At 36.5% G+C, this 22,775-nt stretch carries 22 protein-coding genes; 16 read left to right on the forward strand and 6 right to left on the reverse strand.

Annotation, left to right across the window (positions count from 1 at the left end):
- Positions 1-36: 36 nt before the first annotated feature.
- Together glpK and HMPREF3029_RS02160 are read right to left on the reverse strand one after the other, a co-directional pair.
- On the reverse strand, positions 37-1,530 hold the full coding sequence (gene glpK / locus HMPREF3029_RS02155) for a glycerol kinase GlpK (RefSeq protein ID WP_144265388.1): 1,494 nt from the start codon (positions 1,528-1,530) through the stop codon (positions 37-39).
- A gap of 68 nt (positions 1,531-1,598) precedes the next feature.
- Positions 1,599-1,802 (reverse strand): DUF2929 family protein, encoded by a 204-nt coding sequence (locus tag HMPREF3029_RS02160; RefSeq protein ID WP_246830692.1) that lies wholly within the window; start codon positions 1,800-1,802, stop codon positions 1,599-1,601.
- Positions 1,803-2,037: 235 nt separating this feature from the next.
- On the opposite strand from HMPREF3029_RS02160, the gene HMPREF3029_RS02165 reads away from it, so the two are divergent.
- The 8 genes from HMPREF3029_RS02165 (at position 2,038) to putP (ending at position 12,172) form a co-directional block, all read left to right on the forward strand.
- The gene (locus tag HMPREF3029_RS02165) at positions 2,038-3,084 is read left to right on the forward strand and encodes an ABC transporter ATP-binding protein (protein WP_070709484.1); all 1,047 of its coding nucleotides are present in this window, start codon (positions 2,038-2,040) and stop codon (positions 3,082-3,084) included.
- Complete coding sequence (locus HMPREF3029_RS02170) at positions 3,084-4,025, forward strand: ABC transporter ATP-binding protein (protein ID WP_070709486.1); 942 nt, start codon at positions 3,084-3,086, stop codon at positions 4,023-4,025. The genes HMPREF3029_RS02165 and HMPREF3029_RS02170 overlap by 1 nt, the downstream gene beginning before the upstream one ends.
- Complete coding sequence (gene opp4B / locus HMPREF3029_RS02175; RefSeq protein ID WP_068127828.1) at positions 4,026-4,988, forward strand: oligopeptide ABC transporter permease; 963 nt, start codon at positions 4,026-4,028, stop codon at positions 4,986-4,988.
- 12 nt (positions 4,989-5,000) lie between these two features.
- A complete protein-coding gene (locus HMPREF3029_RS02180) occupies positions 5,001-6,041 on the forward strand; it encodes an ABC transporter permease (protein ID WP_083314947.1) in 1,041 nt (346 codons plus the stop codon).
- 254 nt (positions 6,042-6,295) lie between these two features.
- Positions 6,296-8,128 (forward strand): oligopeptide ABC transporter substrate-binding protein, encoded by a 1,833-nt coding sequence (locus HMPREF3029_RS02185; protein ID WP_070709488.1) that lies wholly within the window; start codon positions 6,296-6,298, stop codon positions 8,126-8,128.
- A 112-nt stretch (positions 8,129-8,240) separates the two neighbouring features.
- On the forward strand, positions 8,241-9,185 hold the full coding sequence (locus tag HMPREF3029_RS02190; RefSeq protein ID WP_070709490.1) for a beta-ketoacyl-ACP synthase III: 945 nt from the start codon (positions 8,241-8,243) through the stop codon (positions 9,183-9,185).
- A 14-nt stretch (positions 9,186-9,199) separates the two neighbouring features.
- The gene (fabF, locus tag HMPREF3029_RS02195) at positions 9,200-10,438 is read left to right on the forward strand and encodes a beta-ketoacyl-ACP synthase II (protein WP_068127837.1); all 1,239 of its coding nucleotides are present in this window, start codon (positions 9,200-9,202) and stop codon (positions 10,436-10,438) included.
- Positions 10,439-10,621: 183 nt separating this feature from the next.
- A complete protein-coding gene (putP, locus tag HMPREF3029_RS02200; RefSeq protein WP_070709492.1) occupies positions 10,622-12,172 on the forward strand; it encodes a sodium/proline symporter PutP in 1,551 nt (516 codons plus the stop codon).
- Between the two features lie 32 nt (positions 12,173-12,204).
- On the opposite strand, the gene trpS is transcribed toward putP, so the two are convergent.
- Positions 12,205-13,203 (reverse strand): tryptophan--tRNA ligase, encoded by a 999-nt coding sequence (gene trpS / locus HMPREF3029_RS02205; protein WP_070709494.1) that lies wholly within the window; start codon positions 13,201-13,203, stop codon positions 12,205-12,207.
- Between the two features lie 227 nt (positions 13,204-13,430).
- Here trpS and spxA point away from each other — a divergent pair, with 227 nt between their 5' ends.
- The 4 genes from spxA to pepF all read left to right on the forward strand — a co-directional run bounded on the left by spxA (position 13,431) and on the right by pepF (position 17,571).
- Positions 13,431-13,826, forward strand: a complete 396-nt coding sequence (spxA, locus tag HMPREF3029_RS02210) for a transcriptional regulator SpxA (RefSeq protein ID WP_068127847.1) — start codon at positions 13,431-13,433, stop codon at positions 13,824-13,826.
- 122 nt (positions 13,827-13,948) lie between these two features.
- A complete protein-coding gene (locus tag HMPREF3029_RS02215) occupies positions 13,949-14,704 on the forward strand; it encodes an adaptor protein MecA (RefSeq protein WP_070709496.1) in 756 nt (251 codons plus the stop codon).
- 50 nt (positions 14,705-14,754) lie between these two features.
- A complete protein-coding gene (locus HMPREF3029_RS02220) occupies positions 14,755-15,729 on the forward strand; it encodes a competence protein CoiA (protein WP_070709498.1) in 975 nt (324 codons plus the stop codon).
- A 42-nt stretch (positions 15,730-15,771) separates the two neighbouring features.
- A complete protein-coding gene (gene pepF / locus HMPREF3029_RS02225) occupies positions 15,772-17,571 on the forward strand; it encodes an oligoendopeptidase F (protein ID WP_070623248.1) in 1,800 nt (599 codons plus the stop codon).
- Between the two features lie 66 nt (positions 17,572-17,637).
- Here the strand turns inward: pepF and HMPREF3029_RS02230 are convergent, their stop codons facing one another.
- From HMPREF3029_RS02230 to HMPREF3029_RS02240, 3 genes are read right to left on the reverse strand one after another with little or no spacing between them, the layout of a single operon-like run.
- Complete coding sequence (locus HMPREF3029_RS02230; RefSeq protein WP_083314948.1) at positions 17,638-18,417, reverse strand: DsbA family protein; 780 nt, start codon at positions 18,415-18,417, stop codon at positions 17,638-17,640.
- Between the two features lie 27 nt (positions 18,418-18,444).
- A complete protein-coding gene (locus HMPREF3029_RS02235) occupies positions 18,445-18,810 on the reverse strand; it encodes a globin domain-containing protein (RefSeq protein ID WP_070623254.1) in 366 nt (121 codons plus the stop codon).
- 10 nt (positions 18,811-18,820) lie between these two features.
- Complete coding sequence (locus tag HMPREF3029_RS02240; protein ID WP_070709503.1) at positions 18,821-19,390, reverse strand: CYTH domain-containing protein; 570 nt, start codon at positions 19,388-19,390, stop codon at positions 18,821-18,823.
- A gap of 115 nt (positions 19,391-19,505) precedes the next feature.
- Between HMPREF3029_RS02240 and HMPREF3029_RS02245 the strand changes: the two genes are divergently transcribed.
- The 4 genes from HMPREF3029_RS02245 to mgtE are packed head-to-tail and all read left to right on the forward strand — an operon-like array spanning position 19,506 to position 22,716.
- Positions 19,506-19,856 (forward strand): UPF0738 family protein, encoded by a 351-nt coding sequence (locus HMPREF3029_RS02245; protein ID WP_070457456.1) that lies wholly within the window; start codon positions 19,506-19,508, stop codon positions 19,854-19,856.
- A 15-nt stretch (positions 19,857-19,871) separates the two neighbouring features.
- The gene (locus HMPREF3029_RS02250) at positions 19,872-20,492 is read left to right on the forward strand and encodes a GTP diphosphokinase (protein ID WP_068127871.1); all 621 of its coding nucleotides are present in this window, start codon (positions 19,872-19,874) and stop codon (positions 20,490-20,492) included.
- A gap of 17 nt (positions 20,493-20,509) precedes the next feature.
- Entirely contained in the window at positions 20,510-21,307 is a 798-nt protein-coding gene (locus tag HMPREF3029_RS02255) for an NAD kinase (RefSeq protein WP_068127875.1), read from the forward strand.
- A gap of 5 nt (positions 21,308-21,312) precedes the next feature.
- Positions 21,313-22,716 (forward strand): magnesium transporter, encoded by a 1,404-nt coding sequence (gene mgtE / locus HMPREF3029_RS02260; protein ID WP_070709505.1) that lies wholly within the window; start codon positions 21,313-21,315, stop codon positions 22,714-22,716.
- The last annotated feature ends 59 nt before the right edge of the window (positions 22,717-22,775 follow it).

Consider the following 22,775-nt stretch of genomic DNA (forward strand, 5'->3'; position numbering starts at 1 on the left):
TAAAACTCTATTGAGAAAAATCTCAATAGAGTTTTTTTAGTTTGAAAATAGTTCTGTCGCTTTAACCGCGCGTTTCCATCCGTCGTACTTCTTGTTGATTTTTTCTTTATTTTCTTGAGGATGAAACGCCTGATCAATTGACTTTAAATCTTTTAACGCTTCTTTAGATTCAAAGAAGTTAACCGCGAGTCCTGCTAAAAATGCTGCTCCGAGTGCTGTGGACTCTAAATATTTTGGTCTTTCAACAGTACATTCTAGTAAATCCGACTGGAACTGTATTAAAAAGTCATTTGCAGAAGCACCGCCGTCGACGTTTAACTGTTTGATTTCTGTCTTACTATCTTTACGCATCGCATTTAGAACGTCATACGTTTGGTATGCGAGCGATTCTAACGTTGCGCGAATTATGTCTTTTCTTGATGTGCCACGAGTAATACCAAACATCGCCCCGCGTGCATGCATGTTCCAATATGGCGCACCGAGTCCTGTAAACGCGGGAACGACATAGACGTCTGTGTCTTCAATTTCAGTTGCGAGTTGTTCGCTTTTTGCCGCATCATCAAAAAACATCATTTCATCTCTTAGCCACTGAACGGCACTCCCTGCGACAAATATAGATCCTTCCAGTGCGTATTTAACAGGTTCATCTTTTAATTGATATGCGATAGTAGATATTAATCCATAGTTTGAAGCGGGTACTTCCTCACCTGTGTTTAATAGTAGGAAACAGCCAGTACCATATGTATTTTTTGCTTCTCCTTCTTCAAAACACGTTTGACCAAATAGTGCCGCTTGCTGGTCACCAGCGATTCCTGCGATTGGAATTGAAGCACCAAAGAAATGATTTGTATCCGTATACGCATAAATTTCACTAGAAGATTTTACTTCAGGCAACATTTTCTTAGGAATATTTAGAATTTCTAAAATCTCATCATCCCACTTGAGCGTATGAATGTTAAATAACATCGTACGACTTGCATTTGTGACATCTGTAATATGTGTTTTTCCAGATGTTAATTTCCACACAATCCAGCTGTCGATCGTTCCAAATAGTAAATCACCGTTTTCTGCCATTTCTTGTGCGCCTTCAACGTTGTCGAGTATAAAACGAACTTTCGTCGCTGAAAAATACGGATCTAATATAAGACCAGTTTTATCTTTAAATAACTCCTCATAGCCATTTGCTCTTAACTCTTCAGTAATTCCATCAGTTTGTCTCGATTGCCAAACAATTGCATTATAAATCGGAAGACCAGTGTGTTTGTTCCACACGACGGTCGTTTCACGTTGATTTGTTATACCAATTGCTTTTATCATATCGGCTGTTAAATTGTTATCTCCGAGTACTTGAGCGATAACAGATAATACAGAACTCCAAATTTCGTTTGCGTTATGTTCTACCCAACCAGATTTAGGGAAATATTGTTTAAACTCCATTTGCGATGTCGCTTTAATATCTCCATTTTTATCGACGAGGATTGCACGTGTTGACGTCGTTCCTTGGTCGATAGATAATATGTAACTCATCAGGTCACCTCGTTTATATAATGATAGAAAAAAAGACTCTATTCGTAATAGAGTCTTCTAGTAAGTATAGATTACTGTTTGTCCTCAGTGTAATTGTGGCGAGGCTTCATGACGACATCTAAGAAGAATACGATTAATGTAATAAGCACAGCAAATAATAATCCAATCTCAGGATATAGCTGTCCGCCACCACTTAAACTGTTTAGGATAAAGTTAATCATTTGAGTGAGCAAAAATGCCCAAATGAACGTGATTACAAATCTCAAATCAGACACTCCTAATAATTTAATTCTCTTTTCAATATTTATTTTACAATAAATCATTCAAAAAGTATACAACATAGAGTATAATATGTGTATGCGTTTACATGTAAGGCAATTTTTTAAAAATACATATCAGAATTTATTAAATTTTATGATAATATTGATTTATCTTACAATTGTCTTTACAATTAAAAACAACTTATTTGCACATCCTTTAAAAATCATGAAAGGAAGTTTGGTGAACAATATGGATGAAAAATTACTATCAGTAAAGAACTTAACGACATCATTTAAAATTAAAGGGGAATACTACCCGGCTGTTGATAATGTTTCGTTCGATATTAAGAAAAACGAAGTACTCGCTCTCGTTGGTGAGTCAGGTTCAGGGAAAAGTGCGACAGCATTTTCTCTTATGAAATTACATAGACACGCGCGTGTTGAAGGTGAAGTGTTCTTTGAAGATAAGAATATTTTGAAAGCAAGCGAGAAAGAAATGAATAACATTCGCGGTGGCGAATTCTCTATGGTTTTCCAAGACCCGATGACAGCGCTCAATCCTTTAATGAGAATAAAGGATCAAATTATAGAAACTTTAACAATTCATAAAACGAAAGAGAAAAACGAAAGAGAATCTTATGCAATCGAGTTATTAAGACGTGTTGGTATTGCGAGAGCAGAACAAGTTGCTGAAGCATATCCGCATGAATTATCTGGTGGGATGAGACAACGTGTCGTTATCGCGATTGCAATCGCAAACAAGCCAAAGCTATTAATCGCTGACGAACCGACAACTGCTCTTGACGTTACGATTCAAGCACAAATTTTAGATTTAATTCGTGAACTAAAAGACGACTTAGGTTCAGGTGTACTTCTAATTACTCACGACTTAGGTGTCGTTGCAGAAATGGCAGACAAAGTTGCTGTTATGTATGCAGGTCAAATTGTGGAGATGGCACCTGTTAAAGAATTGTTTAAAAACCCACTTCATCCGTATACGAGAAGTTTACTCAACTCGTTACCATCTGAAGATATGTTAGGGGATAAATTACACGTCATTCAAGGTGTAGTTCCAGCACTTGATAAGATGGATCGTACAGGTTGCCGATTTGCACCACGTATTCCATGGATTGACGAGTCGGCTCACGAAGAGAATCCTCAGTTACGTGAAGTTGAAGACGGACATTTTGTAAGATGTACGTGCTATAAACACTTCTACTTAGATTCTTCAGCTGAATTAATTCAAGAAGTAGAAGAGGAACAGTTTGGAGCGTTGCACCAAGGAGGTAATGAGTAATGGCGGAATACTTATTAGAAATTAACGACCTAAAGGTCTATTACCCAATTAAAGGTGGGTTCTTTAATACGACAAAGGATTACGTCCGTGCAGTTGACGGCGTAACGATTAAAATTCCAAAAGGAAAAACATACGGCTTAGTTGGAGAATCCGGTTCAGGTAAAACGACAACTGGTAAAGCTGTTATGGGACTAAATAAAGTTAGTGGTGGGGACATTTACTTCGAAGGTAAACACTTAAACAGTGGTAAAAAAGTAGACGTCAGTCGTGACGTTCAAATGATCTTCCAAGACCCGTACTCATCATTAAACCCACGTAAACGTGTATTTGATATCGTTGCTGAACCTCTTAAAAACTACGAGAAGTTATCAAAAGACGAGTTAATTAAAGAAGTACTTCGACTGCTTTCTCGTGTTGGTTTACCACCTGGTTCAATTTATAAGTACCCACACGAATTCTCAGGTGGTCAACGTCAGCGTATCGGTGTTGCGCGTGCAATCGCGTTAAATCCTAAGTTAATTATCGCCGACGAGCCTGTATCAGCATTAGACGTATCAGTACAAGCGCAAGTACTAAACTTCATGCAAGAAATCCAGCAAGATATGGATTTAACGATGTTATTTATTGCCCATGACTTAGGGGTAGTGAGACATATGTGTGAGTGGATTGGAATTATGTATCAAGGCCGACTTGTAGAAGAAGGTCCAGCCGAAGTGATCTTTAAAAATCCACAACATATTTACACGAAGAAGTTAATTGCTGCAATTCCGGATGTAAACGTGGATAACATCGAAGAGAACTTACGTAGACGTAAAGAAGTTCAAGAAGAATATGAGAATCATTTCCAAGATTATTTAGATGAAGATGGTAAGCCTTTCCCTCTCGTTGAAATTTCTGAGAATCATAGAGTCGCTTTACCACCAGAAGGAGGTAAAAATTAAATGATCAAATTTACTATTAGACGATTCTTAATTGCATTACCGCAATTATTCTTGCTGAGTTTATTAATTTTCTTCCTAGCAAGTTTAATGCCAGGGGATGCGTTAAGTGGGGTATTAGACCCAAACATTTCTGCAGAAGCATTAGAGAGACAACGTGAGGCGATGGGGCTAAATAACCCATGGTATATTCAATATAGAGACTGGGTATTCAACATGCTTCAAGGAGACTTTGGTCGTTCATACTTTAAACAACAGCCAGTATTAGATGTTATTGGTGACCGTTTAATGAACACAGTTTGGTTATCATTATTCTCTACGATTTTAATTTATTTACTCGGTATTCCATTAGGAATGTTATCAGGTCGTTATAACGATTCATTATTAGACAACGTTATTACAGGTTACACATACTTAGGTTTCGCAACACCAACATTCATGTTCGCTTTACTTATGGTATTAGTATTCGGATTTAATTTAGGTTGGTTCCCAACTTCAGGTTCAGTGAACCCGAATGTAGAACCATGGACGATAGAATACTTCATTAGTAAAATACACCACTTAATATTACCGTCCCTATCGATCGCGTTAATTGGACTCGTTGGTACGGTTCAGTACTTACGTGGTGGTATTATTGAAACGAAACAAAAAGATTACGTTACACTTGCACGTGCAAAAGGTTTATCTGAAAGTAAAGTGTATAGAAGACATATTTTCAGAAACGCGATTATCCCAATCGCTGCATTCTTTGGTTATGAAATCGCAGGATTACTTGGTGGTTCGATTTTCATCGAGATGATTTACGCGTATCCAGGAATGGGTCGTTTATTCTTAGAATCAATTTCAACGCGTGACTTCAGTGTTGCGAACGTATTAATTTTATTCTATGGATTCTTAACAATTGTTGGTACATTATTATCTGACATTATTTTAAGTATTATCGATCCAAGGATTCGTATTAAATAAGGAGGGTGTCACATGACAAAGGATAATAAAAATTTAAATGATGAAAACCGTGAGTTAAAAGATGTCAATCCAGACAACACAGGTTTTGAGAATGACAAAGATGATGCACACCCGACGAATATCGATACACATAATCAAGCAGGTGTGTACGGAATTGAATCACACGATTCAATCGACGTAGAGAACTTGCCGAGATCGACACCGGGGTGGAAAGTTTTACTTCAAGAAATTTTAGTAGATAAAGTTGCGCTTTTCAGCTTAATTATTATGATTGCAATTACGTCATACGTTTTCGGACTAACGATGTTCTTAAAACAATCAGAAATCGTAACAGTAGACTTATTATCACTGAACCAACCGCCAAACGAAGAGTTTAGACTCGGTACGGACTACGGTGGACGTGATATTTTTGGACAACTAATTATCGGTACGAGAAACTCGTTACTAATTGGTTTCCTCGTTACAGCAATATCAGTATCATTCGGTACGGCTTATGGAGTAATCTCTGGTTACTTCGGAGGACAAGTGGACAATATCCTCATGCGTATCGTAGACTTTATGATGGTTTTACCGTTCATCATGATCATCGTTGTGTACGTTACAATTTCACCAAGCTATAATGTCGTGAGTTTCTCACTCATCATGAGTGCGTTCTTATGGACAGGTACAGCGAGATTAATACGTTCACTAGCGATTCAAGAGAAAGAACAAGACTATATTAACGCTTCGAGAACGTTAGGTAGTTCTCACGTTAAAATTATATTTACACAGTTATTACCGAACTTAGTCGGTATTATCATTGTTAACTCAACGCTATCACTCGCTTCGAATATCGGTATTGAGTCGGGACTCTCATTCATTGGATTTGGATTCCCTGAAGATACACCGTCACTCGGAACGCTATTATCTTATGCAACACAAACGCAAACGCTACGCTTAAGACCGTGGATCTGGGCACCAGCGGCGATATTAATCTTAATCTTAATGCTTTGTGTACGTAACGTTGGTGAAGCGTTACGCCGAGCAGGAGATGCGAGACAACGTAATGCATAAATTTACATTTAAGACCAAGCGAATGCTTGGTCTTTTTTGTTTTATTTAATAAATACAAAAAATTTTAAAAAATATTCGAAAACGATTTCACATTTTTTTAAAATAGGGTATAATATTGGTATAGATTTAAAACGGTTTCAATTTTTTGAAAAGAAATTCAATTTTGATATTGATTAATCTGAATTTTATGATAATATCAAAATTAGATAACATTTCTATACCGTTATCTTTTATATCTAAAGGGGGAAACAAAGATGAAGAAACACAATTGGTCTCGCGTACTTTTCGGTATGGGATCATCTCTAGCTCTTGTTCTTGCTGCTTGTAGTGGTGGCGGAAGCGATGACGCTGCTGACGGCGATAAGGACAAAAAAGATGACGGCGGCGGTACAAGTAACGCAGAGCCTAGCGAAGAAGGAGTCTATAATTACGAAGACTTCAGCAAAACGGTTTCAAACACAGGTGAACCTTCTGGTTCAGGTACGTTAAAAGTTGGTTACACTTCAGATACTCCATTTGAAGGTACACTAAACTGGGCGTTCTACCAAGGGACTCCAGATGCTACTATGATTGGATACTTCGATGAAGGTGCATTCACAATGGATGCTGACTTCCAGTACACTCAAGACGGATTAATCGGATTTGAGTTAAACGAAGAAGACAACACAGTAACGTTCAAATTACAAGCAGATGCTAAATGGCACGATGGTACACCAGTTACTATCCAAGACTATGTTGCATCATACGAAGTAATCGGTCACCCTGACTACGACGGTGTTCGCGGATCAAGCGATGGATTTACATTAATTGAAGGATACGAAGAGTATCAAGCTGGTGAAGCTGATGAAATCTCTGGTATCGAAGTTGTAGACGATAAAACAGCTGTATTTACATACAAAGAACTTGCACCATCATTAACGGCTGGTGGTTTCTGGGCATACTTATTCCCTGAAAAGTACTACGAAGGTGTAGAAGTTAAAGATATGGCAGCAGCAGATCAAACACGTCAAAACCCAATTGGTATTGGACCATATAAAGTTAAATCAATCACTTCAGGTGAAGCGATTATCCTTGAGAAAAACGAAGATTACTGGCAAGGTGAACCAGGAATGGACGGAATCGAAATCAAAGTTATTCCTTCATCTTCTGTAGCTGATGCGGTTCAAAAAGGTGATATCGACGTAGCGTTATCATTCCCAACTGACCAATATCCAGACGTTGCTGAAATGGATAATGTTGAATGGTTAGGTCAAATTGACGGAGCATACACTTACATTGGTTTCAAACTTGGTGAGTGGGATGCAGACAAAAACGAAGTTAACTACAAGCCAGACGAAATGAAAATGGGTGACAAAGAATTACGTCGCGCAATGTGGCACGCAGTTGACAACGATGCTGTCGGTAATAAGTTCTATAAAGGTCTACGTTGGGGAGCGAACTCATTAATCACTCCTTACCACAAAGACTGGTATAAAGAAGACTTAGAAACTCCTAAATACGATCCAGAAAAAGCAAAACAAATCTTAGCTGACGCTGGATATGAAGACACAGACGGAGACGGATTCGTTGAAACACCAGACGGTGAAAAACTACAAATCAACTTCGCTTCTATGTCAGGTGGAGACATTGCTGAACCATTAGCAAACTACTACATCCAATCTTGGAAAGAAATTGGACTTAACGTAGAAAAAACTAACGGCCGTTTAATCGAATTCAACACATTCTACGACATGCTTAAAAACGATGACAAAGACATTGACATCTACCAAGGTGCATGGGGTGTAGGTTCTGACGTTGACCCTTCAGGATTATACGGAAGAAAAGCTGCATTCAACTACCCACGTTACGCTTCTGAGAAAAACGATGAATTACTTAAAAAAGGTAACTCACAAGAAGCACTTGATATTGAATACAGAAAAGAAGTATACAATGAGTGGCAAGAATTTATGGCTGAAGAAATTCCAGTATTCCCAACTCTTTACCGTGCATACGTAGTACCAGTTAACAAACGTGTTAAAAACTGGACTGAAGAGTACGGATATAACCCTGACTTCCAATTATACAAAGTCGGTGTAGATGAAGAGTAATTCGCTACTCACTAAAGCTTAAGTACTAATGTACTTAAGCTTTTTTTGTTTGATTAAAACAAAAAAATGTGCTAAATTAGTACCTAGTAATAAAAAGGTGAGGTGTGGTGAGATGACGAATGTAGGGATCATCGGTATGGGTAGTTATTTACCAGAAAAAGTAATGACCAATCACGACTTTGAAAAGATATTAGATACGTCAGATGAATGGATTACTGAAATGACGGGTATAAAAGAAAGAAGATTTGCTGAAGAAGATATGGATACGAGTGATATGGCAGTAATAGCAGCTAAAAGAGCGATGGAGAACTCTGGAGTAACAAAAGATGACATCGATATGATTATCGTTGCTACTTCAACACCAGACCATCACTTTCCAACAGTCGCGAATATCGTTCAAAGTAAACTTGAGTTAAATCATGTACCATCATTTGACCAAGCAGCGGCTTGTACAGGATTTATATATGGGTTAGCGACTGCTTATAATTACATAAAAGCAGGGACTTATAAAAAGGTGCTTGTCATCGGTGCAGATAAGTTATCAAAAAAGATCGATTTTGAAGATCGTTCGACCGCGATACTTTTTGGAGATGGTGCGAGTGCAGCTGTCGTTGGTGAAGTCAGCGAGGGTTATGGTATTAAATCGTTTGAACTCGGAAGTAACGGTGACGGTGGTAAGTGGCTATATGACGATAAAGAGACGAATTATATTAAAATGAATGGAAGAGAAGTCTTTAAGTTCGCAGTAAGAATTATGGGTGAACTTAGTGTATCTGTTACAGAAAAAGCAGGTATGTCAAGTGAAGATATCGATATGCTCATACCACACCAAGCGAATATTCGTATTATGGAATCGGCTAGAAAGAGAATGAACTTACCGAGAGAAAAAATGAGTGAAACGATTCAATTATATGGAAATACGTCTGCGGCTTCAATTCCAATTAGCATTGAACATGAAGTCAAACATAATAAAATAAAAGATGGAGATAATATCGTCTTAGTTGGGTTCGGTGGCGGCTTAACATGGGGCGCTGTTTGTATGACTTGGGGAAAATAATAGGAGGAATATAAATGAACGAAAGAAGAGTTGTAATTACAGGTATGGGAGCATTAACACCAATTGGAAATACTGTCGATGAGATGTGGGAAAATGCATTAAATGGTGTAAACGGAATTGGTGAAATTACGAGAATTGATACGAGTGATTATGATGTACACGTTGCTGGTGAGCTAAAAGACTTTGACGGTGAAGAATATTTTGGCCGTAAAGAGGCACGTCGTATGGACCGTTTTACGCAATATGCTGTTGCTGCTTCAGATGAAGCGGTTAAAGATTCTGGATTAAATATCGACGAAATTTCAGAACGTACAGGAGTATGGATTGGGTCAGGTATCGGTGGTATTCAAGCATTAGAGGACGGGTTAAGAGTATTATTTGATCGTGGACCAAAACGAGTGAGCCCATTATTTGTACCAATGATGATTCCAGATATGGCAGCTGGTCAAGTATCGATTCGCCATAACGCAAAAGGACCTAATGGTGCAACTGTAACAGCATGTGCAACAGGTACGAACTCGATTGGTGACGCGTTTAGAATCGTTGCAAGAGGCGATGCTGACGTCATGATTTCAGGTGGAACAGAATCGCCAATTACACATATGGGTGTTGCTGGATTCCAAGCGAACCGTGCTTTAAGTAAGTCGAACGATCCGAACTATGCTTCTGTTCCATTTTCAGAGGACCGTTCAGGTTTTGTAATGGGTGAAGGTGCAGGGATCGTTATTTTAGAAGAGTTAGAGCATGCGAAAGCACGCGGAGCAAAAATTTATGCTGAAGTCGTCGGTTACGGCTCAACAGGAGATGCGCATCATATTACAGCACCAGCACCTGAAGGTGAAGGTGGTGCACGTGCGATTCAAGCGGCGTTAAACGATGCTGGTATTCAACCAGAACAAGTTCAATATATTAACGCACACGGTACATCAACACCATACAACGATGAGTTTGAAACACTTGCGATTAAAACAGTGTTTGGAGATCATGCATACAATTTAAAAATCAACTCAACAAAATCAATGACTGGTCACTTACTCGGTGCAACTGGTGCTATGGAAGCGATTATTACTGCGAAAAGTATTCAAGAAGGCAAAATCCATCCGACGATTAACTTAACAAATCAAGATCCTAAACTTGATTTAGACTATGTTAAAGATGGACAAGAAGAATTAGACATCGAATATGCGGTTACAAATAGTCTAGGATTCGGTGGTCATAACGCGACACTTGTGTTAAAAAAATATACAGAATAATATAGAATTAAATATTGAATAAACGCGAAATCTTAATTGATATCGCGTTTATTTTTTCATACTAAATAAATGTGTATTAAAACAAAAAAAGAGATTTATTCATATTAAAACGCTTTAAATGCTATGTAAAACGCTTTTATGATTTTGTATACTAAACATAGATTAGAAAAGGAGGCGCTTTAAGTGCTATTATTAGGAGCTACGCGTGTACGTGACGCAGTCACTTTAGATTGGCAAACGTACGTTATGATTGTACTATACTTCTTAATTCTTTTAGTCATTGGTTGGTATAGTTACAAGCGATCGACAGGAGATTTAAATGAGTATATGCTAGGTGGTCGTAACATTGGACCATACGTAACCGCACTGTCTGCAGGAGCAGCAGATATGAGTGGTTGGATGATCATGGGGTTACCTGGGGAAGTTTACTCAGTTGGTCTTTCAGCAGCATGGCTTGCGATTGGTTTAACAGTAGGTGCTTATGTAAACTACTTCGTCGTTGCACCGAGATTACGTGTGTATACTGAAATCGCAAATGATTCAATTACGATTCCTGAATTTTTAAATAACCGTTTAAGTGATAACACAAATTTAATTAAAATTATTTCAGGTCTGATTATCGTTGTATTCTTTACATTATATGTAAACTCAGGACTCGTTGCAGGTGGACGTTTATTTGAAAGTGCATTTGGTACGTCATACCACTTCGGTCTAATCTTAATTGGTGTAATCATCATCGTTTACACATTCTTTGGTGGATATCTAGCAGTATCACTCACGGACTTCTTCCAAGGTGTGATTATGTTAATTGCGATGGTTATGGTACCGATTGTTGCGATGCTTCAATTATCAGGTTTTGATACGTTAAGCCAAGCGGCAGAAATTAAACCGACAAACTTAGATTGGTTTAAAGGTACGACTGTAATCGGTATTATTTCATTTATTGCATGGGGTCTAGGTTATTTCGGACAACCACATATCATCGTTCGATTTATGTCTGTTCAAAATGTTAAAAAGTTAAGAACAGCACGTCGCTTTGGTATCGGTTGGATGGCAATCAGCCTACTCGGTGCGGTACTCGTTGGTTTAACAGGAATTACGTTCGTAAATAGTAATGGATTAGTGCTCGAAGACCCAGAAACGATCTTCATTTTAATGGGGCAATTATTATTCCACCCATTAATTGGTGGATTCTTACTCGCAGCAATTTTAGCAGCAATTATGAGTACGATTGCGTCACAATTAATTGTAACGTCTAGTGCGTTAACCGAAGACTTCTATAAGTTAATTCGTGGTAAAGAAAATGCGGATAATCGTCAAAAAGAATTTGTTATGGTTGGACGTATTTCGGTACTACTCGTTGCAGCAGTAGCGATGGTTATCGCGTGGAGCCCGAATGCTACAATCCTAGACTTAGTTGGTAACGCTTGGGCAGGATTCGGTGCAGCATTTGGTCCAATCGTAATCCTCTCACTTTACTGGAAAGGTTTAACGAGAACAGGTGCGTTATCAGGTATGATCGCAGCATCAGTGACTGTTATTCTTTGGATTACAGTTGTTTCACCAATGGGTGAAACAGGTTCAGATTTCTGGAACTTATATGAAATTTTACCAGGTTTCATCGTTAACTTAATTGTAACTGTTGTTGTAAGTTTATTTACAGCAAAACCAGCTCAAGATGTTGAAAAAGAACTTAACACAGTAAAATCAATTATCAAACATGAATTAGAATAAAAAAACGGGGAAATTTCCCCGTTTTTTTGTTCTTATTTTCTTTTTCGTCCGAGTCCTACGGCATTTTCCATTTTAGTTAACGTTTTTATTGTCTTCTTAAATGCACGGTCGCGACCTTCATCTAAAATTGCGTCGAGTTCTTCAGAGTTTAAGTAATGATTTACTTTTTCTTGGAAATCAGTTAAGAATACTTTAACGATTTCACCTAAGTCCTTTTTAAGGTCACCGTATGTCTTACCTTCGTACTTCGCTTCGATTTCTTCAATCGTATAATCTGTAAAACTCGAATAAATGACGAGTAGGTTAGAAATTCCTGGTTTATTTTCTTTATCATATTTTACAACCATGTCAGAATCCGTCACTGCGCTACGGATTTTTTTTGCAGCGGCATTTGGATCGTCCATTAGAGAAATAAACGCTTTTTGATTTGCATCACTTTTGCTCATCTTGCTCGTTGGATCTTGTAAGCTCATAATACGCCCACCAAATTTTGGAAGTCGTGTTTCAGGAATCGTAAAGATTTCTTTATAACGGAAGTTGAAACGCTCAGCGAGTGTGCGCGTTAACTCTAAGTGTTGCGCTTGGTCATCACCAACTGGTACTACGTCTGCATTGTATAGTAAAATATCTGATACCATTAATGTTGGATAAGTAAATAATCCGACTGGAATACCTTCTTTTTGAGATTGTTTACGTGCTTTATCTTTAAATTGTGTCATACGTTCTAATTCACCCATGTACGATAACGTCTGGAAAATCCACGTTGCTTGTGTATGCGTTGGAACTTCAGATTGTATAAAAAGGGCGGCTTTTTTAGGATCTAACCCAGCTGCTAGATAAATTGCAGCAAGTAATTTAGTATTTTTACGCAATTCTAATCGGTCTTGTGGTACAGTAATAGCGTGTTGGTCGACGATACAAAAATATGACTCATACTCTTCTTGCATTTCGACGAATTGGGTAATCGCTCCGATGTAGTTACCAATTGTTGGTATACCACTTGGTTGAATACCAGAAAATAATGTTTTCATATGATTTGCCTCCGAAAAATGTATTATCTTCATTTTAATACTGTTTTAGATTTCTATCAAACTTCATTTATCTAACATAAATTCAAATATTTTTCAAACTTTTTAAGAGATTTTCATGTTATTTTAATGTTTAAGGTATATAATATAATTAGTAAAGGAATAAGATGTTTAATTAATTTAAAAATGTCTGTTTTTACTATAATAGAAAATATTGGAGTGTGAAAAAAATGGTTACATTATTTACATCGCCTAGTTGTACGTCTTGTAGAAAAGCTAAAGCATGGTTAGAAGACAATAACATTCCATACACTGAAAGAAATATTTTTTCAGAAGCATTAACGCTTGATGAAGTTAAAGAAATTTTAAGAATGACTGAAGACGGAACAGATGAAATCATCTCAACACGTTCTAAGACATTCCAAAAATTAAATGTAGATATCGACAGTTTACCAATGAATGAACTGTATACTTTAATTATGGATAATCCTGGTATGTTAAGACGTCCAATCATTATCGACCATAAACGACTACAAGTCGGTTATAATGAAGATGAAATTAGACGCTTCTTACCAAGAAAAGTTCGTACATTACATTTAGAAGAAGCAAAACGTATGGCTGAATAATTATATAAACTAATAGCTTGTAACTGAAAAGTTACAAGCTTTTTTATTTGAGTTTTTAAATTGGCATTTTTGTTGCAAAACTCGTATAATGAACGTTACTATTAAAAGTGAGGGGTGAGTGCATGAGATTTGAAAGAATTGACGATGAGACGTTGAAATTCTATATTTCTTATAATGATATTGAAAATCGAGGTTTTAGTCGAGAAGAGTTATGGATGGATCGTAAACGTGGTGAAGAATTTTTCTGGAAACTCATGAACGAGGTAAGTGACGAACATACAAAAGAATTCATGAGCGATGGCCCGTTATGGATTCAAGTTCATGCATTTGACCGAGGAATCGAAGTAATCGTGTCAAAATCCCAGTCAGAAAACAAAAGTGTATTTGGACTTTCAAGTAAACATGATGATTTTGAATTACAACAATTACTCGATGAAACGTTCAACGACGATGATGATATAGATAATAAAAAAGATAAAGATGATTTAATTGAAGACTTTTTAGAAACGCAAGAATCAATGGATGTAGAAGAATTCGAGAAATTAAAAGAAATGTTACAAGAAGAAATGGAGCGTGATTATACGCGACCGTTTATCGTTAAATTTGATGATATCGATACATTAATTGATTATAGCTATCGTCAAGAAGAAGATGAAACGCTATATGACGATTTACTTTTATCATATAATAATTCGTTCTATTATTTAGTGTACTTCACAAATGAGGGCCATCCGTATGCAGAGAAAATGAAACTCAATTTACTTGAGTATGGTGAACGCTCAGATAGAAACGAAGCAGTTTTAATCGAATACGGAAAGACAATTATGGCATATAACGTAAGACGTCAATTAAGAAAACAATTCGAAATTAAAAAATAAAAAAAGACAAAGCCCCTTTTTCTAGCATATATAGAAAAAGGGGTGTTTTTATGTTAATCGCAATTGATAAATTCGGAAATGAAATCGATGCAAAAGACGCCAAACGAAATGAAAAATATTACTGTCCGGTATGTAATAGCGAAGTTCAACTAAAACGTGGTGATATTAAAAAAGAGCACTTTTCACACATCAGCATTCATATGTGTGAGCGCCATTTATATAACCGTGAATCTGAACTTCATCTAAAATTAAAACACGACTTATACTTTAAATTTGGACAAATTTTTAACGTGAAAATGGAATACTATTTAGAACGTATCCAACAAATACCAGATTTACTTATCGATGATAATCACGCAGTTGAAATTCAACTATCAAAAGTTTCTCCGACGATTATATTAAATCGAACAAAAGGATATAAAAAAGAAGGAATTGACGTCACGTGGTTATTAAAAGAAGAGGACTTAATTCTAAGAGGGAATCTTCTGTACTTAACACAGTTTCACTATGCAGTGATGAAAGATTTCGTATTATATACAGTTAACGATCAACTCACTGTAAAACGCTATGTATTACTTAAAAATATTGAACAAAACAAGTGGCTCTTTAAAATCGAAACGATTAGATACGCAGAAATATTTAATCATTATTGTCCTTTATTTTCGATTGAAACGAGAAGTAATGATGATCTATTATCTGAAATTCAAAAAGAAAGAAATAAACGTAGTTATTTAAACCCGACGATTTCACTTTTATATCATTTATCCCTTAATACAAATCATTTACCAAAATTTCTATACTACATGACACCATCCGAGAGATTTATTAATAATAATCCACTTGAATGGAAGCTCTTTTTGTACCATGCTGCAATTAATAAAAATTATGACTTTAATCAATTTGTAAAATCTCTAAGTATACGAAAAGTGAATGGGATGAGTGAATATGATATCGCGAATCGATTATTAAAAGAATTTAAAGAAATATTTCGAATTGCGAACAAAATTAGTTGCATCAAAGTCTAAATATTGAGAAAATGTAAGTGATTACAAATTTGGAGGTACATTATGGGAGAATTATTAAAACGTGAAGATCAACGCGTAGAAGATACGTGGGATTTAACATCAATTTTTGAATCAGATGAAAAATGGGAGGAAGCATATAAAGAAGTAGAGGATCGTCTTTCTGAAGCGGATACGTTCAGAGAAAAAGGCATTCAAAGTTCTGACGACTTACTAGAAGTGCTTGAAGCTGAAAGAGATTTAGGCGTTACTTTATCACAAGTATATGTGTATTCACATTTAAAACATGACCAGGATACATCTAACAGTAAATACCAAAGCATGGAATCTCGTGCAATGTCTTTATATACAAAATTTGCTTCAGCATGGAGCTTCTTAACTCCAGCACTTATGCAAATCGATGAAGAGACGTTAAACAGCTATGCTGAAGAAGATAAATTAAAAGAATTTAAGTTCGACCTAGAAAAGATTAACAAACAACGTGCACACGTATTAAGCGATAAAGAAGAAAAGTTACTCGCTCAAGCAGGTCTCGTATTAAACAACCCAGGATCGACATATGCGATTTTTAATAACGCAGATTTATCGTTTGATAATGCAGTAGACTCTGACGGAAATTCACACGTATTAACTCAAGGGACGTATATTGATTTACTTAAATCAAGCGATAGAACGCTTAGAAAATCAGCATATGAAACTCTATACAAGAAGTATGGAGAATATGAAAATACGTTAGCTCAAACACTTTCTGGTGAAGTCGATAGTCATGTGTTCACTGCTGAAGCACGTGGCTACAAGTCAAGCCGTGATCAAGCGTTATCAAACAACCACATTCCTGAAGAAGTATATGACCAACTTGTTGACGTAGTTAATGATAACCTTCATTTACTACACAGATATACTGAGTTACGTAAAGAGATGTTAGGTTTAGATGAGTTAACGATGTATGATATTTATACACCGCTCGTCGACGAAGACTTTAAAGTCACATACGAAGAAGCAAAAAATCACGTCATCGAAGGAATGGCACCACTCGGTGAAGAGTATCAAGACATTTTAAGAGAAGGATTTAACAACCGCTGGGTAGATATTTACGAAAACAAAGGTAAACGTTCTGGTGCGTATTCTTCTGGAACATATGGTACAAATCCATATATTTTAATGAACTGGCAAGATAACGTTGATAACATGTTTACGTTAGCACATGAGTTTGGGCATTCAGTACACAGCTACTACAGCCGTAAAAACCAAACAGCGAACCAATCAGGGTATTCAATTTTCGTCGCAGAAGTGGCTTCTACATTTAACGAGGCATTACTTGCAGATTATCTATATAAAAATTTAGATGACGATAAAAAGAAATTATATCTATTAAATGAGCAACTTGAAGGATTCAGAGGAACGGTATTCCGTCAAACGATGTTTGCTGAATTCGAACATAAGATTCATACGTTAAAAGAAAGCGGCGAGCCGTTAACAGCGGACAAATTAAACGAAGTGTATGGTGATTTAAACAAGAAATATTACGGTGACGCAGTATCATATGACGATTTAATAAGTAAAGAGTGGGCAAGAATTCCACACTTCTATATGAATTACTACGTCTATCAATATGCAACAGGTTATTCAGCAGCTGCGACGTTATCTGAAATCGTATTAAACGGTACAAAAGAAGATAGCGATCGCTACATTAACGAATTCCTGAAAAAAGGTTCATCAAACTATCCAATTGAAATCTTAAAAAATGCGGGTGTCGATATGACAACGCGTGAACCAATTGAAAAAGCGATGAAATTCTTTGAAGAGAAGTTAGATCAATTCGAACAACTCATTAAAAATAAATAATGATATAAACTAAATATGAGAGTCACTCGTGACTCTCATATTTTTATATATAAAAAAAGCAACCATTTATACATGGTTGCCGACTGCTTCAAAATAGATTTCATCTCCGTGTGTGACAGAGCTGATATACTGTGACAATTGTAGTTGTTTTAATTCTTTTAGTAATACAGAATCTTGCCAATCATAGATTATCTTTAACTCATCGATGCTGACGAGTTCGTTCTTTTTAATATATTCATAAATATGAGGCAATGCTTTCTTTTGTATATCGATTTCTAGTAATTCATGGATGACGTATGCGTAAATGAAATATTCGTTAACACCTTCAATTTTAAGACCTTCGGACTCAATGTCACCGCTAAAAAATACAAATGTTGGTAGTAGATTGATATCCAGTTCACGATATAATGCAAGATCACGATTTAATAACGTGTGTAAGTTTTCAGATTCCATCTCATCCATAAATGAATGAATATCAAGGTTTGCGAGCGTTGCGCTATCGATAATATGTTCTTTTGTGCACACAGAATTCGTCGGTGAAATTCTGTTAAATAAATAACGCATAAACTTACGTGCTCTATTTCTTCCTTGCACTTCTGCTGCTTTGTACGCAAGAGCGATATTGTCAATCTTTGAAGTCGACTGTGCCTGACATTTTGTCAGTACTCTTAATGAGGGAGCAAGTATTTTATTGATACGAACATAATCACCATACTCGAGTAGTAGCTTGTTTACGATTGCTTCCATTTTTAAAGCATCTTTAAGGAACGGATCAAAGAAATAATATATTTCAATTTGATGTTCTACTGGTTCGAGGAATAGTGAAATTACATTTGAATGTTTCAAAATCTGTCACCTCTAAATAATAATAAATCAGCGACTGTTAACCATCGCGTTTGCTGTAATTTCATAACGTCTTAATACTTGAATTTTAACTTCGTCTGGAATGTTTAAGTCATTCATTGCCTTAGACATATTGTCGAGCCAAGCATCTCTTTCCTTTGTTGTGATAGGAAACGGCATATGTCTCATTTTTAACATCGGATGACCAAATGTTTCATTATACTTATTTGGACCACCGAGAAATTGGATTTGAAAGAGTTTTTGTTTGTAGCGCGTTTCAGTTAAATCATCTGGAAATAAAAAACGCATGCGTGGGTCATTATCAACATAATCATAAAAACGATCGACTAACGCTTCGATTGTCTCTTCACCAAGTTGCTTATATACTGTAACCATCTATTTCTCCTTAATTCGACTCTAATGCATTATAAAAACGTTCAACTTTAACGGGTGTATCTTTTTTTGTAATGTTAAACGTATGTAATAGCTCATTGAAGATTGTCTCTTTCGACACGTCATCTACTTCAAATTCGATTTCGTAATCTTCATGACCTAAATATGTACTGTAATCTAAAACGAGTGTTCCACCATTATAATCTATTTCTTTACGAAGTGTCGTTAATTTGCCTACGACACGTAATGTTCGGTTAATTAAATGACTACGTATAATTAAAAACATCGGACGACTGAGCATATCTTTATTTACAATATCTCCGATATGTATATCTTCATAAAGAGGGTTGTGAAACTCTTCAGTCACGTGTTCATCCATCGGAACTTTTAGCGTCAACATATTCATATCTTCACGCTTTCGAATACGTAGCATTAAGTAATTACTTCTTAAATCGAAACGGTCCGTATCGACGTAGTAATTCGTCTGAGAGACAGCTTCAACATCTTTAAATAACGCACGTTCTATATTTTCAAATTCATCTTTAGTTAATAAGTTTTTAAATTCAATTTCAGTCTCTTGCATAATGACCTCCTATTCATTATTATTGCGATTTCATAAGATTAAGTAAAGCATTACACATTAAGTACGTCGAAAGGGTACAAGTGTGGTAGAATAAGTACCGGTAGAGGTGAAAGTAATGGATATATATATTAATGAAATTAAATATGAAGACGATACATTAAAATGTTATGTTGAAAATGATTTGACGAATAAAACACTCATAAGTACAGAGCAAATGATTGTAGACTCTGATAACTTTACGATTATTTACATATTAGATGATGGTGAAGAGTACATCCGCACACATTTCGTATCCGAAACGTGGGAAATGTTAGCGAGATACTATAACAAAACTGTCACTGTAAACGATCAAGTAGAGCTTAAAGAGTTTTTCACGGAATTAGATGTGTTACTCGACAATATTAAAGATAATAGTAATTATGGCAAAGAGTTTGAAGGTAAAATTGTAGAAACTTTTGCAATTTAAAAGGGGGCTTAAAATATGGATGAGTGGAGCGTATTTTTATCTCCGTATCGACAAGCCATCGATGAACTTAAAATTAAGTTAAAAGGTATTCGACAAGAATATAAATTAACGAACCGTTCGTCTCCAATAGAATTTGTTACTGCAAGAGTAAAGCCAGTACAAAGTATTATTGAGAAGGCGAGTAAAAATAATATCTCTTATGACGAACTTAGAAAAGATATGTACGACATCGCTGGTGTCCGTATTATGTGCCAGTTCGTCGATGATATTATGATTATTAGAGACTTAATCGATAAGCGAGAAGATATGAGAATTATCGAAGAGCGTGATTATATTAAACATACGAAAGAAAGTGGATATCGTTCGTATCACATCATTATAGAATACCCAGTTTCAACAGTAGACGGTACGGTAAATATATTAGCTGAAATTCAAATCCGTACACTTTCTATGAACTTTTGGGCGACGATTGAACACTCTCTGAACTACAAATATAAAGGTGAGTACCCAGTAGAAATTAAAGAAAGACTTCAAAATGCAGCGGACGCCGCGTATCAGCTCGACCAAGAAATGTCATTAATACGTGAGGAAGTTCAAGAGGCACAGAAGTTCTTTTCTAAGAAGCGCAACATCTAAACGAGGAGGAGATAATTATGCGATTTACAGTTATCTCAAAAAACGACGAAAAGTCAAAGTATACACGCGAGTATTTAATTCAAGGGATGAAAAAACGCGGTATGGAAGAAGATAATATACATCCGGAAATTATTATCTCCGTCGGTGGCGATGGAACGTTACTCGGTGCGTTTCATATGTATCAACATTTATTAAAAGAAACGATGTTTGTCGGTGTCCATACTGGAAACCTTGGATTTTACGCAGACTTTCATCCAGAAGAAGCGGACCTGTTAATAGACTTAATAGACCGTGGGAAATTTGTTGAAACAGAATTCCCATTAGTCGCTGTTACAGTAAATACAGATGACGGTGAAGAACGTCATCTCGCGTTAAATGAGACGACATTAAAAATGGTACAAGGGTCGACGCTTGCGGTGGATGTTGGTATCGGTGGGAAACATTTTGAAAAGTTTAGAGGAGACGGTATTTGTGTGTCCACACCGTCTGGTTCTACAGCATACAACAAGTCACTGGGTGGTGCGTTAATTCACCCGTCATTTCGATCGATTCAACTTACAGAAATCGCATCGATTAACAACCGAGTATTTAGAACGATTGGTTCATCGATTATTTTACCGAGCCATCACACGTTAAACGTGTATCCAAATAAAGCAGATACGCATTTACTGACAATCGATCACCTACATTTTCAGAAAAATGGTATTCGTTCAATTGAATATCAAGTGGCAGAGGAAACGATAAAATTTGCCCGTTTTAGACATTTTCCATTTTGGCATCGAGTCAGGGAGTCGTTTATATCAAGTGAGAGGTGAGTAAGATGTCAGTTGAAACAGAAGAAAAAGACTACACAAAACATGTGGAAGATATAGAGATAAAAGCAGCATATGATAACTTGATTATGCTGTTAGAACAAGAAGACTATGAGCCGTTTCGAGAAGAGTTTTTAAAACTCCACGAATACGAACAAGGTGAGTTCTTCAGTCTATTAAATGATGAAGATAGAGAAAAATTATATCATTTACTCAGTCCAAAAGAAGTGGCGGATTTCTTTGACACGCTATCTATTTCGAATGAGGAAATGGAAGAGATTTTAACAAGTATGGACGCGAGATACGCTGCACAAGTACTCGGTGCAATGCAGTACGACAACGCAGCGGACATTATGAACTTCTTACCAAAAGAAGTCATGATGAGCTTCTTAGCACTAATGAAAAAAGAAGACCGCGAAGAAATTCGTATATTAATGAACTACGAAGATGATACTGCGGGAGGTATCATGACGACGGAGTTCGTCTCAATCGACAGTGAAATGACTGTCCATGAGGCGATGGTGCACTTAAGGAAAGTAGCTCCAGATAGCGAGACGATCTACTACTTATTTGTCACTGATATTAACAACAAACTCGTCGGTATTATTTCGCTTAGAGATTTAATAATTGCGGATGAAGACGAATATATTGGCGATATTATGAAAGAACGTGTCATCTCGGTAAATGTCGCAGACGACCAAGAACAAGTTGCGTACATGATGAGAGACTATGACTTCTTAGCAGTACCAGTTCTAGATTATCAAGAACACTTAGTCGGTATCATTACTGCCGACGATATCATGGACGTTATCCAAGAAGAAGCAGAGGAAGACTACTATAGACTTGCCGGTATGAGTGATGAAGGGTCACCACTTGACGATTCATCATTTACAGCAGCTAAAAAGAGACTTCCATGGCTCATTGGTTTAACGCTTATGGGTATGATTACCGCGACGATGTTATCTACGTTTGAAGAGACGCTTGAAAAAGTAGCGTTACTCGGAGCGTTTATACCGATTATCGGTGGAATGTCAGGGAATGCTGGGACGCAAAGTTTAGCGGTCGCTGTCCGTGGACTTGCTACAGGTGAAATTAAACGTGTGAGCCTATTAAAACTTGCGATTAAAGATATTCTTACAGGTATGATGACAGGGTTCACTTGCGCGGTATTACTATTCATTATCATTACGATTCTATTCGGACAACCTGTCGTCGGAATTATTGTAAGTATTTCATTATTTGTAGCGATGACATTTGCGACGTTGTCTGGAACATTTATACCGATGGGGATGTCAAAGTTTGGAATTGACCCTGCAGTAGCAAGTGGTCCGTTTATTACAACATCGAACGATATTATTAGTTTAATGATCTATTTCTCACTCGCAAATGCATTAATGAGTGCTTTAGTATAGATTTTCGTTGCATTTTTTTGAGAATCAATTTAAAATTAGTAGTAGGTACTAATAAGAAT

Source organism: Nosocomiicoccus sp. HMSC059G07, from assembly GCF_001815515.1.
Classification (GTDB): Bacteria; Bacillota; Bacilli; order Staphylococcales; family Salinicoccaceae; genus Nosocomiicoccus; species Nosocomiicoccus ampullae_A.

Excerpts from the sequence above, each read along its gene's own strand:
- HMPREF3029_RS02245 (WP_070457456.1), top strand. The coding sequence starts at position 19,506 with ATGGATATATATATTAATGAAATTAAATATGAAGACGATACATTAAAA.
- mgtE (WP_070709505.1), top strand. The coding sequence starts at position 21,313 with ATGTCAGTTGAAACAGAAGAAAAAGACTACACAAAACATGTGGAAGAT.
- HMPREF3029_RS02220 (WP_070709498.1), top strand. The coding sequence starts at position 14,755 with ATGTTAATCGCAATTGATAAATTCGGAAATGAAATCGATGCAAAAGAC.
- fabF (WP_068127837.1), top strand. The coding sequence starts at position 9,200 with ATGAACGAAAGAAGAGTTGTAATTACAGGTATGGGAGCATTAACACCA.
- HMPREF3029_RS02190 (WP_070709490.1), top strand. The coding sequence starts at position 8,241 with ATGACGAATGTAGGGATCATCGGTATGGGTAGTTATTTACCAGAAAAA.
- HMPREF3029_RS02165 (WP_070709484.1), top strand. The coding sequence starts at position 2,038 with ATGGATGAAAAATTACTATCAGTAAAGAACTTAACGACATCATTTAAA.
- HMPREF3029_RS02235 (WP_070623254.1), bottom strand. The coding sequence starts at position 18,810 with ATGGTTACAGTATATAAGCAACTTGGTGAAGAGACAATCGAAGCGTTA.
- HMPREF3029_RS02215 (WP_070709496.1), top strand. The coding sequence starts at position 13,949 with ATGAGATTTGAAAGAATTGACGATGAGACGTTGAAATTCTATATTTCT.
- trpS (WP_070709494.1), bottom strand. The coding sequence starts at position 13,203 with ATGAAAACATTATTTTCTGGTATTCAACCAAGTGGTATACCAACAATT.
- spxA (WP_068127847.1), top strand. The coding sequence starts at position 13,431 with ATGGTTACATTATTTACATCGCCTAGTTGTACGTCTTGTAGAAAAGCT.
- HMPREF3029_RS02170 (WP_070709486.1), top strand. The coding sequence starts at position 3,084 with ATGGCGGAATACTTATTAGAAATTAACGACCTAAAGGTCTATTACCCA.
- HMPREF3029_RS02185 (WP_070709488.1), top strand. The coding sequence starts at position 6,296 with ATGAAGAAACACAATTGGTCTCGCGTACTTTTCGGTATGGGATCATCT.
- opp4B (WP_068127828.1), top strand. The coding sequence starts at position 4,026 with ATGATCAAATTTACTATTAGACGATTCTTAATTGCATTACCGCAATTA.
- HMPREF3029_RS02180 (WP_083314947.1), top strand. The coding sequence starts at position 5,001 with ATGACAAAGGATAATAAAAATTTAAATGATGAAAACCGTGAGTTAAAA.
- HMPREF3029_RS02255 (WP_068127875.1), top strand. The coding sequence starts at position 20,510 with ATGCGATTTACAGTTATCTCAAAAAACGACGAAAAGTCAAAGTATACA.
- pepF (WP_070623248.1), top strand. The coding sequence starts at position 15,772 with ATGGGAGAATTATTAAAACGTGAAGATCAACGCGTAGAAGATACGTGG.
- HMPREF3029_RS02250 (WP_068127871.1), top strand. The coding sequence starts at position 19,872 with ATGGATGAGTGGAGCGTATTTTTATCTCCGTATCGACAAGCCATCGAT.
- HMPREF3029_RS02240 (WP_070709503.1), bottom strand. The coding sequence starts at position 19,390 with ATGCAAGAGACTGAAATTGAATTTAAAAACTTATTAACTAAAGATGAA.